We start from the raw sequence: 14,654 nt of genomic DNA, 5'->3' as shown, positions 1-14,654 counted from the left end.
TCTAACTTGGTCACTACATTGGAAACGTGTGCATGCGCACCGCCAAATTTCCCATGATCCAGATTGTACCGACTATGATGATCAGCAAAACCAGCGTTGAAAACAACACAAGATCCAAATCTTCACGGCTACTGCGTCTGCGATCAATGTGAAGGAAGTAGACCAGCTGTAAAATCAATTGCGCAAGCCCAAGCAATCCAATCGTCAAATAAACGCCCTTGGTCGCAATACCGAAGACAAACGCTGCCAAGAAGACAGAAATGGTCAGCAGCAGTGAGCCGCCATATCCTATAAGATAACGACGGCGTTCGCGACGGTGCATTTCGCTGCGCTTATCCATAGGCAAGCCCTCCGAAATAAACGATTGTGATGATCCCGATCCAGATCAGGTCAAGGAAATGCCAAAACAAGGCCAACCGCACGACCCGCGACATAAGCAGGTCTGTCAGACCAAAAACGCGAAGCTGGATGCCAAGCACGATCAACCAGATGCAACCGGCAGCAACGTGCAGGCCGTGCAGTGGAACGAGGCCATAGAAAGCGGACAGAAACCCGCTGCGTTGGGGAATGCCTCCCTTTTCAGCCATCGCCATAAAATCACTCATTTCAAGAACCAGAAAACTCAGCCCCAGAACCAGCGTCACGCCAAACCACATCACAATGCGTGAGCGTGGCAGGTTGTACTTCAGAGCCAGCATCGCCAGCCCCACAGTCAAGCTGCTCGTAAGCAAGATGAGCGTTTGGGCAAAAATGCTCTTAAGGTTGAACAGCTCATGCGGACCGGGTCCACCGGCCTGCGCATCTATCATGGTGATGTAGATCGCGAACATCAGACCAAAATAGACAAGGTCGCTCATTAGAAAGACCCAAAAACCGAATGTGACGACTTCACTGGCCTTGTCCGCTTCGGGATGCCTGCGGCCCAGGTTCAATCCAGGGTAACTATGGGTTGGAGCGCGCTTCATGTTGCGGCCTCCATATCTGGTCGCGCAAGACCACGGTTTTCAGGTGTGCATTCATGGTCGCGATTGACAGGGTCCGAATTGCGCACGATCTCAAGCCATGCTTCATGCTGTTTGCGCACCTCGGTGGCCGGTATGACCTCTTCGGTGTCCGTTTGGAACGTCCAGGCGATGAACGCCACGACGATAAGGACGCTCATCAACGCGGCCAACCACCAGATCCACCAGACAAGCGCGAACATCCAAACACCACTGAAGACACACAAAACGAAACCGATCGCTGTATTGCGCGGCAGCAAAATATCCTCGTAAGCCTCAGGCTGCGGGTAAGCTTCATTTCGTTCCTTGGCCGCAGCAAAATCATCCCGCTCGGTCACCTTGGGGATGATAGCGAAGTTGTAAGGCGGCGGCGGCGCCGGCGTCGACCATTCCAGTGTGCGGGCATCCCATGGGTCGCCAACCGGCACGCGTGTTTTCTCGCGGTCTCTGATACTGATCCATAACTGCGCAACGACCGCCAGCAATGCTGACAGGATCACCAGTGATCCAAGCGCCGCAACGATCATATAGGGGTGGAAGCTGGGGTCCTCCCAACTGAAAGACCGTCTGGGCATCCCCATCAGACCGACGAAATACAGCGGCAAAAAGGTCAACATGAACCCAACTGTCCACAGAACAACCGTCAATCGCCCCCAAGCTTCGTTCAAACGAAACCCAAAGGCCTTGGGGAACCAGTAGTTATATCCAGCCAGCAACCCAAACAACACCCCGGGCAACAACACGTTGTGGAAATGCGCAACAAGAAACAGCGTGTTGTGAACCTGATAATCCAACGTTGGATTAGCCAGAAGAACGCCACTGAGGCCGCCAATCACAAACAGCATAAGGAATGCGAGGCCATACAGCATCGGGACCGAGAAACGGATTCGGCCCCGAAACAGTGTGGCCATCCAGTCATAAACCTTCACTCCGGTCGGAATAGCGATCAGCATCGTAGCAATCCCAAACACCGCATTTATCAGCGCGCTTTGACCCATCGTGAAAAAATGGTGCAGCCAAACCGTGAACGACATAACCGCGATCGACATCGTGGCGATGACAAGCGAGTTGTAGCCGTACAGTCGTTTGGCCGAAAAGGTTGCGAAAATCTCGGAATAAATCCCATACGCGGGAAGGACCAGCAGATAGACCTCGGGGTGGCCGAACAGCCAGAACAGATTGGCATAGTTCATCATGTTCCCACCAAGGTCGTTGGTGAAAAAATGGAAGTCCAGATATCGATCCGCAGCCAACATCAGAGCCGCCACGCCAAGAGGTGGCATTGCGAAAACGATCAGGATCGAACTGCAGATGATCGTCCAACAATACATCGGCAGACGCATGAAAGTCATACCGGGCGCGCGCAATTTATAGATTGTTACTGCAAAGTTTATACCTGTCAGAGTTGTTCCGATACCCGACACAACAATGGCCCAGATCCAATAATCCGGCCCTACACCGGGGTTAAAGGCTGCTCCGGTATAGGGTGGATAGGCCGTCCAGCCACCGGTCGAGAACTCTCCGACCACCAATGACACCATCAGCATCATGCCTGCGGAGACCGTAAGACCAAGGCTGATCTGGTTCATGACCGGAAAGGCGACATCTCGTGCACCGATCATCAGGGGAACCAAAAAATTCGCAATGCCGAACACGAAAGGAACCGCGACAAAGAAAATCATGATTGTGCCATGGGTACTGAACAGTTCGGCAAAGTGTTCAGCTTCCAAAAAACCTTCACCCGGGCCTGCGGCCTGCTGAGCGCGCATCACAACACCTTCAAGAACGCCCCGAGCCAACATGACGATGGCAAAGACGATGTACATGATGCCGATTTTCTTGTGATCCGCGCTGGTCAGCCAATCGCGCCACAGTGGACCCCAAAGACGAAACCAAGTCAGCAAGGCGACAACGGCTATTGCTCCGACGATCACTATCGCGGCAGCGGCGTTGGCGACTATCTCATTGGCGTTCGGAGACTGGATCAGCCCCGCAATCGGAAAGGACTCCCAACTCAGACGGCCGAATATTCCGCTGTACTCAATCGTCATTGCCCGCTCTCCTGACCATATGAAACGGTCCCGGGCTGTTGCGCTACCGACAAAGGTTGACCGCTGTGGTAACGGCGCAGAATAGAATGAAACAAGTCGCCGTCATCCAGTGTGAAATACAAGGCGTTCAGAGGCATCGTCGCGGTGCCCAACGCAGCCTGAACTTCGTCCCTGTCGGTGCGCATTGCCAGTGTTTTATAGGTCTCGGTTGTTAGCGGAATGCCGTTGGCTCGCACGCTGTTTACCCACGCATCGAAATCCTGCAACTGCATGGCCTGTGTCAGGAATTTTTGCTTGGTAAAGCCCCTGCCATTGTACTGCGTGTTTTCACCCTGCATGGTCTTTGGCGTGTTGGCGACGAGATGCAGTTGAGTGGTCATTCCCGGCATCGCGTAAATCTGGCCGGCTAACGCAGGGATCATGAAAGACTGCATAACGGTGTCAGTCGTCAACGTTATCGCGACTTGTTGCCCTACAGGTATCCCGAACTCTCCCACAGTGGCGATGCCGTGGTCAGGATAGATAAACAACCATTTCCAATCTAAGCCTACGACCTGCACATTGATGGCAGGCGCTTCACCAAATGAGTTTGCATAAGGATCCAACCGGTGAGTTGCCTTCCACAGATAGAAAGACAAGACCGCGACGATCACGACCGGAACGCCCCACATCAAAAACTCCAGACGCGCCGAAAAGTCCCAGTTCGGGGCATAAGCTGACTGACTTTGTTTGCGCCTCCGATACCTGATTGCGATCAAAGGTACGAGGCATAAAACCGGCACAACAGCAATCAGGATCAACAGCGTTGCTCGCACCAGATGTGTTTTCTGAACGGCTGCGATGGGGCCTTGCGGCTCCAGAAAACTGTCGGCAGCATGGGCCACATGTGCAAACAACCCCGCGGTCAGAACCAATGCAGCGATTGGCAACACAGCGGATGACACTCTGAAATGGGCCACGCCTGTTCGCCCTCCTACGGCATATGGTCTGGCTGAACTATCAACAGAGTCGGGCGATTTCTCAAGAGTTTTCCAAAACCCCAAATTGTTCTTATTCCTTTGCGATCAACCCCTGCCTTATACAAACGAACTATTGACTTGCGAACCACGTAGGTTGAGACAATTCGGAAATGCATTGGATTGTTTGTTTTCTTGCTCTTCTGCTTTGCACGACTGTTGCGCGGGCTCAGGACCGCGCTGCCATCGAACACCAATTTCAAGCGTGGATTGATGAAACCATATGGCCGAACGCAAAAGCCAAGGGCGTTTCAAAACACACTTTTCAGCGAGCATTTGACGGTGTGATGCTCAACTGGGATCTTCCCGACCTGGTTCCACCCGGAACACACAGGGTGCAGCCGACGCAACAGAAACAGGCCGAATTCGGTGCGCCTGCCCGCTATTTCAACCCTGGCTCAGTGCAAGGTGCCACCTCGGTTGGGCGTAAGATGGCCCGCCGCCATGGCGCGGTGCTTGCCCGAGTTGAAACTGAAACCGGTGTCCCTGCCCGCATATTGTTGGCTATTTGGGGACGAGAAAGCGGATACGGTCAAGTGCCCATCCGGCATGACGCCATACAGGTTCTGGCTACCAAAGCGTTTATGAGCACGCGGGCAGAACTATTCACCAAAGAACTGATCGCAGCGCTCGAGATTGCCGAGGCGGGCCACGCCCCACCTGGTAGGATGAAAAGCAGTTGGGCTGGAGCTCTTGGGCAGCCCCAGTTCATGCCCTCGAATTATCTTGAACATGCGGTTGACGGAAACGGAGACGGACGCGCAGACATCTGGACCTCGGTTGACGATACTTTGTCATCAATTGGGTACTATCTTGCGCGGCATGGCTGGGTGCCGGGCCGCGATTGGGGATTTGAAGTCACGGTTCCCCTATCTGTGTCCTGCGCAAACGAGGGGCCTGATCAGGGTAAACTTATTCGTGATTGGGCCAAACTTGGCATTCAGCGAGTGTCGGGGAAACCATTCCCACAGCATGAACTACCCGAAGAAGGATATCTGATGATGCCTGCTGGTCGAAACGGACCAGCATTTCTGGTTACACCAAATTTCTATGTGCTGAAGCGATACAACAACAGCGATCTGTATGCACTGTTTGTCGGCCACGTAAGCGATCGCATCCAGTATCAAATCGGCGATTTCAAGGGACGTTGGGGTGCGATAGACCCGCTGTACCGATCAGACATTTTAGCAATGCAGAAAGCATTAGAAGCTCAAGGGCACGACGTGGGCGGAGCGGATGGTTTACCTGGATTCAAGACGCGCCGTTCTATCGGTCGGTGGCAGGAACAAACTGGCCGTATCCCGACCTGTTTCCCCGCGGCTTCAATGAAAGCGACTCTGGCCAAATAGCGATTCGCTGTTTTCACAGGCTATGCTTGAGCCATTACCAAGCGTAAAGCGTCAACCTGTTTCCAAGCAGCTTCACAAAAGTGTCAAGAAGCCCTTGCGCTAAATTATTTTATTGCCGGATAGGACCCGTTTTCATTCACAATTGACGTTAGATTGCCCAATTTGCAGGCAAAGGCTTTAACCTTTTTTGAAATAATGCCAACGTCAGCCCCAGTGAAGGGCGACTTTCGCAACCACGTTTCCGACTGCAACCGAAAGACTGCGACGCGGTGTTCATTGCGATCTGACAAAGCAAACTGTGAACCCGTCCCGAGCTCGATCCGAGCCGGACAATAAGAGAGGTCAGTGACCGCTCTGACGGGTTATGCGTGTGTCGCCCCCAAAAACGGGAGAATACAAACATGAACAAATATATTCGAACTTCACTAGCAGGTCTGTTGACCTCGACCATGATCACCGGCGCGGCTTTTGCCGCCGGGACCCACCCGACCACGGGCGAAGCGCTGGCCGATGACCAGACGTTCACCTATCGCATTCTGGACGAGCACAGCTCGGTCGATCCGCAGGTAGTTGAGGATGTTTCGGGCGCCGAGATCGTCCGCGATCTGTTCGAAGGTCTGATGAACCAGGACGAAGACGGTAATCTGGTGCCAGGTGTTGCCACCAGCTTCACCACCAATGATGCCAAGGACGTCTATACCTTCACCCTGCGCGACAATGCCAAATGGTCCAATGGAGATCCGGTTACAGCTGGCGATTTCGTTTACGCCTGGAAACGTGCCGTCGATCCCGCGCTGTCCTCGCCCTATGCGTGGTACATGGAGCTGATGTCGATCGAGAACGCGTCTGAAATTATCGCAGGCGAAAAGCCGGTTGACGATCTGGCCGTCAAAGCCATCGACGACCACACGCTGGAAGTAAAGCTGAGCGCACCGCTGTCCTATTTCCCGCAGATGACCACGCATGCGACCACCTTCCCTGCCCCGCAGAAAGTGATTGAGGAGTTCGGCGACGCCTGGACCAAGCCCGGCAACATCGTGTCGAACGGTGCTTATGTTTTGACCGAGCATCTGCCGCAGGAACGCTCGGTTCGCGAGCGCAACGAGATGTACTGGGACAACGACAACACGATTATCGAAAAAGTCGTGGCCTTGGTCATCAACGACGAAAACGTGGCCCTGACCCGCTATCTGGCCGGTGAGCTGGACCGCACCGAAGTGCCCGCAGGCCAGTTCCCGCGCCTGCAAAAAGAGCACCCGGAAGAGGCGATCAGCTTCCCGCGTCTGTGCAACTATTACTACACGTTCAACCTGTCCGAAGGTGGTCCGGAAGCGTTCAAAGACCCGAATGTCCGTCAGGCCCTGTCGCTTGCCGTAGATCGTAAGATCATCACCGAGAACATCATGGCAGGCGGTCAGCCGCAGGCATATACTTTCGCGCCCGAAGCAACCGCAGGCTTCACCGTTCCGGACGTCGAAATGGCGTCTATGTCACAAGCCGAACGGGACGAGCTGGCCAAGGAACTACTGGCCGAGGCCGGTTATGGCGCAGACAATCCGCTGAGCTTTGAGATGGTCTACAACACGTCAGAGGCCCACAAGAAAGTTGCCGTGGCGCTGAGCCAGATGTGGAAACAGAAACTGGGCGTGAACGCCGAGCTGGCCAACATGGAATGGAAAGTGTTCCTGGAAGAGCGCGGCAACCAGAACTTCGATCTGGCCCGTGGCGCATGGTGTGGCGACTACAACGAAGCCTCGACCTTCCTGGACCTGTTGCAGTCGGATTCGGGCTATAACGACGGCAAGTATAACAACGCCAAAGTTGATGAACTGCTGGCCTCTGCCAAAACCGCGGACGATGCCGCGCCGCTTTATACCGAGGTCGAGCGTATCATCGCGCAAGAGACCCCCGTCATCCCGATCTATCACTATGCTGGCGTCTATATGATGGACAGCGATGTGGGGAACTGGCCGGTCAATAACGTAGAGCAGAACTGGTACTCCAAAAACCTCTACAAAACAGCCGAGTAATCACCTTTAGATCCCGCTGTGCCCCAAGGACCGCTTTGGGGCACAGCCAATAATTGGGGGCATGAAATGCTTGCCTATATTATCCGGCGGCTATTGGTCGCCGTTCCGACGATCCTTTTGCTGATCGTCGCCAGTTTCTTTCTGATGCACTTCGCACCCGGTGGGCCCTTTACCTCGGAACGGCCCCTGCCGCCCGCGGTTCTGGCCAATATCGAGGCACGCTATGGGCTGGACCAGCCGCTGTGGAAGCAGCTTTGGGACTATCTGTATAACATCGTGGTGCATTTCGATTTCGGACCATCCTTCAAGTTCAAGGACCGCGATGTGAATGATATCATCGCCCAAGGTTTCCCGATCTCACTGACCTATGGGTCCCTGTCGTTCCTGTTTGCCACCACGATTGGTGTGGGGCTGGGGATTGCGGCGGCCATCAAGCACAATAGCTGGATCGACTATTTCGCCGTCGGTCTGGGCATTGCAGCTCAGGCGCTGCCGAACTTCATCATGGGCCCGATCCTGATCCTGACCTTTACCCTGTGGTTGGGCTGGTTGCCGGGCGGTGGCTGGAATGGGGGGCAATGGCCATACCTGATCATGCCCGTCATCGCGCTCGCGACCTCATATGTCGGCTCGATCGCGCGGATCACACGCTCGTCGATGCTCGAGGTTCTGAACTCGAACTTCATCCGCACCGCGCGGGCCAAGGGCCTGCCGACCAGAACGGTGATCTGGCGCCATGCGTTGAAACCGACGCTCTTGCCCGTCGTCTCCTATTTGGGCCCGGTCTTCGTCTATGTTCTGACCGGTTCGGTCTTCGTGGACATCTATTTCTCGACCGGAGGTCTGGGGCAAGCCTATGTCGGCTCGGCCCTTTCACGCGACTACGCGGTACTTTTGGGGGTCACGATCCTCTATGGCGCGCTGACCGTCGTCGTGAACCTTTTAACCGACCTGGCCTATGCCTGGTTCGATCCGAAAATCCGGTACTAAGGGGCGCACCATGCTTGGAAAATCTCAAAAAGCCGCCCACCTGGCCGAAGATATCACCGATTACACGATCATTCAGGGGCGTTCACTGTGGCAGGACGCGCGGATGCGTTTTGTGCGCAATAAGGCTGCGATGGCCAGCCTAATCATTCTAGCGCTGATCGTTCTGTTCACCATCATCGGTCCCTATTTCGCGGTCTGGAACAATGAAGAGATCGACTGGAACGTCATGGGTGACGTTCGTGGCATGGGGATGCCCTCGGTTGAGACGGGGCATTTTTTTGGCGTCGATGATCTAGGGCGCGATCTGTACAGCCGCGTCATACAGGCCACCACCACATCGCTGTTAGTCGGTCTGATCGGGGCGGCCACGGCGCTAATCGTGGGCACCTGCTATGGTATCGCCGCAGGCTATATCGGTGGCCGGACCGACAGCGTCATGATGCGCTTTGTCGACATCTTGCTGGCGATCCCGGCAACTCTGGTGATTATTCTGCTGCTAGTCGTGGCAGGTCGATCCTTCTTCATGCTGTTCATCGCACTTGGCGCGGTCGGCTGGCTGACCATGGCGCGGATCGTACGGGGTCAAACCCTGACCCTGAAAAACCGTGAGTTTATCGAGGCCGCCCGCGCCGCAGGCGTCAGCGAATTCACGATCATGTACCGCCATATCCTGCCCAACTTGCTGGGCGTGGTGATCGTCTATGCCTCGCTTCTGGTGCCTGAAATGATCCTGACCGAGAGCTTTATCTCGTTCCTTGGGCTGGGGATTTCAGAACCGTACACCTCGCTGGGTCGTCTCATCGCGGAAGGGGCGGGAACCATGGGGTATGGCACCCTGTGGCAATTGATGTTCCCGCTGACTTTCTATGTCGCCATCATCATCACGATGTTCTTCATCGGGGATGGTCTGCGTGACGCTCTGGACCCAAAGGATCGCTGATATGAGCCTGTTTTCCGTAAAAGACCTGAAGGTCCAGTTCGACACGCCCGATGGCGTGGTCGAGGCCGTCAAAGGCATCAGTTTCGACATAAACCCCGGCGAATGCCTTGGCATCGTGGGTGAAAGCGGGTCGGGTAAAAGCCAAACCTTCATGGCGGCCATGGGCTTGCTGCCACCTGCTGGTCGGGCGCTTGGGTCAGCCAAATTGAACGGCACCGAAGTTCTGAACCTGGCCATCAACCGCTTGAACAAGATCCGTGGCTCAGACGTGGGCATGATCTTTCAGGACCCATTGACCGCGCTGACCCCGCATCTGCGCATCGGCCAGCAAATGCGCGAGGTTCTTCAGGTGCATGAGGGGCTGCAGGGTTCCAAAGCGCGGGCTCGCTGTCTGGACTGGCTGAACCGCGTCCGCATCCCCGAGGCCGCGCGGCGACTGGATCAATACCCGCACGAGCTGTCAGGCGGGATGCGCCAACGCGTGATGATCGCCATGTCGATGCTGTGCAATCCCAAACTGCTGATCGCGGATGAGCCGACAACGGCGCTGGACGTGACCGTTCAGGCCGACATTCTTGACCTGATGGTGCGCCTGCAAAAGGACGAAGGCACCGCGATTGCCCTGATTACCCATGATATGGGCGTAGTCGCCCGTATGTGCGACCGCATTCAAGTCATGCGCATGGGCGAATTTGTTGAGGCCGGAGACACCCGCGAAATTTTCCGCAACCCGCAGCACGACTATACCCGCACCCTTCTCGAGGCGATGCCACGCATTGATGCGGGCGATGCGCCCAAGGCGTTGGAGAAGGTCGAAGAACCGCTGCTCAAGGTCGATGACGTCAAGGTGCATTTCCCGATCAACGTCAAAGGCGGGCTGTTCGGGCGCAAAGTGCCACTCAAAGCCGTCGATGGCGTAAGCTTTGACATCCGCAAGGGTGAAACTCTGGGCGTTGTGGGCGAATCCGGCTGCGGCAAGTCCACGCTGGCGCGCGCCGTGTTGCAACTGATAGAACCCAGTGGCGGAAATGTCAGCTGGTTGGGCAATCCTATTGTGGGTCTGAAACGCGCCGAGCTGAACAAGTACCGCAAGGACTTGCAGATCGTCTTTCAAGACCCATTGGCCAGCCTCGATCCGCGCATGACAATCTCGGCTTCGATCGCCGAGCCGCTCAAGACCTATCGCCCTGATCTGACGGACCGCGAGCGCAAGCAGATGGTCAGCGAAATGATGGAGCGTGTGGGCTTAAACGCCAACATGATCAACCGTTATCCGCACGAGTTGTCAGGCGGTCAGAACCAACGGGTCGGCATCGCGCGCGCGATGATCAACAAACCCAAGCTGATCATCTGCGACGAGGCGGTCTCGGCCTTGGACGTGTCCATTCAGGCGCAGATCGTTGAATTGCTGCGCGAGTTGCAGCAGGAGTTCGGCCTTTCGATGATCTTCATCAGCCACGATCTGTCGGTTGTACGTGCCGTGTCGAACCGGATCATGGTGTTGTACCTGGGTCGGATCGTGGAGCTGGGGGATGGCGAGGTGATCTGCTCTGATCCGATCCATCCCTATACCAAGTCTCTGATATCGGCTGTTCCGATCCCTGACCCAGATGTGGAACGGAGCCGCCAAAGGCTGAAAATCCCCGGTGAGCTTCCCTCGCCGATGGATCCGAAGGCTGCCCTGCGGTTTCTACCCAGTCGCCTGTCCGCTGGCCAAGAGGACTATGTCCCGCAACTTAACGAAATTAAGCCCGATCACTTCGTTGCGGAACATGATCCACTGGAAAGCATTGTGGCCAATGCATAGTACAAACCTCAAAGCCAGATTCTGGCTTTGAGGTATTAACCAACCTGCCTGTTTATCCATCAATTTGGCGCTCTTATGGAAACTATCTCACTCTAAAATATAAATTAGTTTCCCAACATAGCACGAAAGGTAAGGTTTCATTCGCATGTGACAATGGATCGTTTTGACTTCCCTGTGTTGGGATGGCACGATTTCTCCTGTTTCCCTAGCGGTCTCGCGAGGTCATTGAACATTCCGGGTTCACGGCCTAAGACAAGGTTCCGAAGCCTCTGGACTTCGGTGCAAATTTTAAAAACTGAGAGGTACAATGGTACGCAAGGTTACCAAAGCGATTTTCCCGGTTGCGGGACTGGGTACCCGCTTTCTGCCTGCGACGAAATCCGTCCCCAAAGAGATTATGACTCTGGTCGATCGTCCGCTGGTCCAATACGCAATTGACGAAGCGCGTGCGGCTGGCATCAAGGAATTCATCTTTGTCACATCGCGCGGCAAATCCGCGCTTGAGGACTATTTTGATCACAACCATATTCTGGAGCAAGAACTCAAGGCCAAGGGCAAAGACGAGCTGCTTGAAGTGCTGGATGAAACCAACATGGAAAGTGGCGCAATCGCCTATATAAGGCAGCACAAAGCCTTGGGGCTAGGCCATGCTGTGTGGTGTGCTCGCCGATTGATCGGGGATGAGCCCTTTGCCGTCATGTTGCCTGATGACGTCATCGCCGCGGACAAACCGTGCTTGCAGCAAATGGTCGAAGCCTATGAGGAAACCGGCGGAAACATGGTGGCTGCGATGGAGGTTCCCCAAGAAAAAACCAGCTCCTATGGTGTTTTGGACGTAGGTGAGAATATCGGACAAGTTGTCCGGGCTCGTGGCATGGTGGAAAAGCCCAAACCGGATGAGGCGCCTTCAAACCTCGCAGTGATCGGTCGCTACATTCTGGGCCCATCGGTTCTGTATAATCTGAACCAGAAGAAAAAAGGCAGCGGTGGTGAGATTCAGCTGACGGACGCGATTGCCGAGGATATCGGGAATGGTGTGCCGGTTTTTGGGCACAAGTTCGAAGGACAACGTTTCGACTGCGGCTCGAAGGCTGGATTTCTACAAGCAACCGTGGCTTTCGCATTGGCCCGGCCCGATCTGCGCGACGACCTGCGGGAATATCTGCACGATACGATGGCGACTGACCAAGCAGCCCAATAAATTCCGCCCCATAATCTCAGTACAAAGGCACCCGGTTTTGGGTGCCTTTTCTTTTTCGGGCAACCTGACAGAAAACTTACCACTTCCTTTCGGAAGCGTTCTGCCCGCTTAGCGTGAATTCATCCATTTGATGGCAGTTTGGCGCGCAAAGCAATTGTCGGACCAGCATCTTCAGGAGGACACGCCCCAATGCCACAAGTTTCACCCCGTTTGGATTTACCATTCATTCAACCCTCGCAAGCACAAAAGCACGTCACTCACAACGAAGCCTTACGGCAACTGGATGTGATTGTTCAATTAAGCGTCGTGGCAACCGATGCATCAAACCCACCAGTGGCCCCAGCGCAGGGTGAAGTTCATGCCGTGGGTGAAGCTCCGGTTGGTGAATGGTCAGGTCAGGAAAACATGCTTGCGGCATGGTTGGATAATGCGTGGCACTTTGTAGCGCCAGATATTGGCTGGAGAGCGTGGGACATCAGCGCCGGGCGTGTGAAAGTCTGGACAGGCTCGGATTGGGTTGTGCCGGCAGGGGCAACGCAGAATCTGGACGGGATAGGCGTCGCAACGACCTCGGACGCAACAAACCGCCTCTCGGTTCGTTCTTCTGCCACATTGCTAAGCCATGAGGGCAATAGCCACCAGTTAAAGATCAACAAGGCAAGCGCAGGGGATACCGCTTCGCTTTTGTTTCAATCCAACTGGACCGGTCACGCCGAAATGGGACTGGCAGGCTCAACTGGTTTTTCAATCAAGGTTTCGGCAGATGGGAATACATGGGCAGATGCCCTTGTTTTCGATCCGACAACTGCAATTGCAACTGGTGCAGCGATTCAAAGCAGTGCTTCGGACGTAACTGCGGGTCGTTTGATGCGGGCGGATTTTGGCTATAGCCCCGGCAACGTGCTAGGATCTGTGTCACAAACATCAGGCACGCCGACAGGCGCGGTGATTGAGCGGGGCTCGAACGCAAATGGTGAATTTGTTCGTTTCGCAGACGGCACTCAAATCTGTACAGTCAATCTGAGCGCAGTAGGCTGCACCACCGGCGAAGGTGCGATTTTTTCAAGCGGGCAAAACAGTTGGACCTTTCCAATTGCCTTTGCCTCTGGGACCAAACCTGCCCTAAGCGGCAGCGGTGGATCGGTCTCGCGATTTGTCGGGTTTGATGCGCCGGCAGCCACAGATGTTTCCTATCAAGTACTATCAACGGTTTCCGACCCTGCACCTGTCGCTCCGACCGCAACCGCCACAGGACGCTGGTTCTGATCAGAGGTTTTGTAATCTGAGCTTCACTTTGCCCGCAAGTCAGCATCTGCCTGTTCCAGAAACCACGCATAGGTTTCGTGGATGCCGTCTTGCAAGGTGATCCGCGCACGCCAACCCATATCCGCCAGTCGTGACACATCCATGAGCTTACGCATTGTGCCATCTGGTTTGCTGACATCCTGAGTGATCCGCCCGGAGTAACCCACCGTGCGGGCCACCAGAGTTGCAAGCTCCGCGATCGAGATATCCTCCCCACAGCCGACGTTGATATGGCTCAGCATGGGTTCTGTGTTCGCTTCGTAAACATCGCGTGGCAGATCGAGCACAAACAGAGACGCTTTGGCCATATCGTCTACGTGCAGAAACTCTCGGCGAGGCTTACCGGTTCCCCAAATGACTACCTCGTCCAGACCGTCCCGCTTGGCTTCGTGAAAACGACGGATCAAAGCCGGCAGAACATGGCTGTTTTCAGGGTGAAAGTTATCACCTGGGCCGTACAGATTGGTTGGCATAACTGAGCGATAGTCAACGCCGTGCTGCCGGTTGTAGCTTTCGCACAGCTTGATACCTGCAATCTTGGCAACTGCATACGGCTCATTTGTCGGCTCAAGCACTCCAGTCAGCAGAGCATCTTCTCGCATCGGTTGCGGTACAGCCTTGGGATAGATGCATGAGCTGCCAAGTTGCAGCAGGCGCTGGACTCCCACTGAAAACGCCTGATGGATCACGTTGCATTCGATCATCAGGTTTTTGTAAATGAAATCTGCCGGGTATGTATTGTTCGCGTGAATACCTCCGACCTTGGCTGCCGCCAAAACGACAACATCGGGCCGTTCGGTCTCCATGAAGTGCCGAACTGCGGACTGATCAGTCAAATCCAGTTCCGCATGAGTGCGGGTTACAATGGTCAGTGCCTCACCTGCCGCCCGACGATCTTGCAACTGCCGTAGTATGGCAGCACCGACCATACCACGATGACCGGCAACATAGATCTTCCGCATCG

General features: G+C 54.9%; 12 protein-coding genes. 7 read left to right on the top strand and 5 right to left on the bottom strand.

Features of this window, described 5'->3' with window-relative positions:
* Positions 1-13 precede the first annotated feature (13 nt).
* The 4 genes from ABWV79_RS11055 to ABWV79_RS11040 are packed head-to-tail and all read right to left on the bottom strand — an operon-like array spanning position 14 to position 4,011.
* Positions 14-340: a cytochrome o ubiquinol oxidase subunit IV gene (locus ABWV79_RS11055; protein ID WP_234899478.1), complete on the bottom strand. Its 327-nt coding sequence runs from the start codon at positions 338-340 to the stop codon at positions 14-16.
* Positions 333-965 (bottom strand): cytochrome c oxidase subunit 3, encoded by a 633-nt coding sequence (locus tag ABWV79_RS11050; protein WP_170754238.1) that lies wholly within the window; start codon positions 963-965, stop codon positions 333-335. Before ABWV79_RS11050 ends, ABWV79_RS11055 begins: the two co-directional genes overlap by 8 nt.
* Complete coding sequence (locus tag ABWV79_RS11045; RefSeq protein WP_353391945.1) at positions 962-3,052, bottom strand: cbb3-type cytochrome c oxidase subunit I; 2,091 nt, start codon at positions 3,050-3,052, stop codon at positions 962-964. Before ABWV79_RS11045 ends, ABWV79_RS11050 begins: the two co-directional genes overlap by 4 nt.
* Positions 3,049-4,011, bottom strand: a complete 963-nt coding sequence (locus ABWV79_RS11040) for a cytochrome ubiquinol oxidase subunit II family protein (RefSeq protein ID WP_353391943.1) — start codon at positions 4,009-4,011, stop codon at positions 3,049-3,051. Before ABWV79_RS11040 ends, ABWV79_RS11045 begins: the two co-directional genes overlap by 4 nt.
* Before the next feature lie 170 nt (positions 4,012-4,181).
* Here ABWV79_RS11040 and ABWV79_RS11035 point away from each other — a divergent pair, with 170 nt between their 5' ends.
* The 7 genes from ABWV79_RS11035 to ABWV79_RS11005 all read left to right on the top strand — a co-directional run bounded on the left by ABWV79_RS11035 (position 4,182) and on the right by ABWV79_RS11005 (position 13,651).
* The gene (locus ABWV79_RS11035; RefSeq protein ID WP_353391941.1) at positions 4,182-5,417 is read left to right on the top strand and encodes a lytic murein transglycosylase; all 1,236 of its coding nucleotides are present in this window, start codon (positions 4,182-4,184) and stop codon (positions 5,415-5,417) included.
* 401 nt (positions 5,418-5,818) lie between these two features.
* Complete coding sequence (locus ABWV79_RS11030) at positions 5,819-7,447, top strand: peptide ABC transporter substrate-binding protein (protein ID WP_170773328.1); 1,629 nt, start codon at positions 5,819-5,821, stop codon at positions 7,445-7,447.
* A 66-nt stretch (positions 7,448-7,513) separates the two neighbouring features.
* Positions 7,514-8,437 (top strand): oligopeptide ABC transporter permease OppB, encoded by a 924-nt coding sequence (oppB, locus tag ABWV79_RS11025; RefSeq protein WP_353391939.1) that lies wholly within the window; start codon positions 7,514-7,516, stop codon positions 8,435-8,437.
* Between the two features lie 10 nt (positions 8,438-8,447).
* Positions 8,448-9,377, top strand: a complete 930-nt coding sequence (locus ABWV79_RS11020; RefSeq protein WP_353391937.1) for an ABC transporter permease subunit — start codon at positions 8,448-8,450, stop codon at positions 9,375-9,377.
* A gap of 1 nt (position 9,378) precedes the next feature.
* Positions 9,379-11,184, top strand: coding sequence for an ABC transporter ATP-binding protein (locus ABWV79_RS11015; RefSeq protein WP_353391936.1), 1,806 nt, complete (start codon positions 9,379-9,381; stop codon positions 11,182-11,184).
* Between the two features lie 307 nt (positions 11,185-11,491).
* On the top strand, positions 11,492-12,385 hold the full coding sequence (gene galU, locus ABWV79_RS11010) for a UTP--glucose-1-phosphate uridylyltransferase GalU (protein WP_170355194.1): 894 nt from the start codon (positions 11,492-11,494) through the stop codon (positions 12,383-12,385).
* Positions 12,386-12,574: 189 nt separating this feature from the next.
* Positions 12,575-13,651 carry a DUF2793 domain-containing protein gene (locus ABWV79_RS11005; protein ID WP_353391934.1) on the top strand — a complete coding sequence of 359 codons (1,077 nt, stop codon included), beginning with the start codon at positions 12,575-12,577 and terminating at the stop codon, positions 13,649-13,651.
* A gap of 23 nt (positions 13,652-13,674) precedes the next feature.
* Here the strand turns inward: ABWV79_RS11005 and fcl are convergent, their stop codons facing one another.
* Positions 13,675-14,652 carry a GDP-L-fucose synthase gene (fcl, locus tag ABWV79_RS11000; RefSeq protein WP_353391933.1) on the bottom strand — a complete coding sequence of 326 codons (978 nt, stop codon included), beginning with the start codon at positions 14,650-14,652 and terminating at the stop codon, positions 13,675-13,677.
* Between the last annotated feature and the right edge of the window lie 2 nt (positions 14,653-14,654).

Source organism: Ruegeria sp. HU-ET01832, assembly GCF_040371315.1.
Classification (GTDB): Bacteria; Pseudomonadota; Alphaproteobacteria; order Rhodobacterales; family Rhodobacteraceae; genus Ruegeria; species Ruegeria lacuscaerulensis_A.
The sequence above is the reverse complement of the archived record's forward strand: the minus strand, read 5'-3'. Positions and strand labels throughout refer to the sequence as shown.

Coding starts and splice junctions, on each gene's coding strand:
- ABWV79_RS11055 (WP_234899478.1), bottom strand. CDS start 340: ATGGATAAGCGCAGCGAAATGCACCGTCGCGAACGCCGTCGTTATCTT.
- ABWV79_RS11050 (WP_170754238.1), bottom strand. CDS start 965: ATGAAGCGCGCTCCAACCCATAGTTACCCTGGATTGAACCTGGGCCGC.
- ABWV79_RS11045 (WP_353391945.1), bottom strand. CDS start 3,052: ATGACGATTGAGTACAGCGGAATATTCGGCCGTCTGAGTTGGGAGTCC.
- ABWV79_RS11035 (WP_353391941.1), top strand. CDS start 4,182: ATGCATTGGATTGTTTGTTTTCTTGCTCTTCTGCTTTGCACGACTGTT.
- ABWV79_RS11030 (WP_170773328.1), top strand. CDS start 5,819: ATGAACAAATATATTCGAACTTCACTAGCAGGTCTGTTGACCTCGACC.
- oppB (WP_353391939.1), top strand. CDS start 7,514: ATGCTTGCCTATATTATCCGGCGGCTATTGGTCGCCGTTCCGACGATC.
- ABWV79_RS11020 (WP_353391937.1), top strand. CDS start 8,448: ATGCTTGGAAAATCTCAAAAAGCCGCCCACCTGGCCGAAGATATCACC.
- ABWV79_RS11015 (WP_353391936.1), top strand. CDS start 9,379: ATGAGCCTGTTTTCCGTAAAAGACCTGAAGGTCCAGTTCGACACGCCC.
- galU (WP_170355194.1), top strand. CDS start 11,492: ATGGTACGCAAGGTTACCAAAGCGATTTTCCCGGTTGCGGGACTGGGT.
- ABWV79_RS11005 (WP_353391934.1), top strand. CDS start 12,575: ATGCCACAAGTTTCACCCCGTTTGGATTTACCATTCATTCAACCCTCG.
- fcl (WP_353391933.1), bottom strand. CDS start 14,652: ATGCGGAAGATCTATGTTGCCGGTCATCGTGGTATGGTCGGTGCTGCC.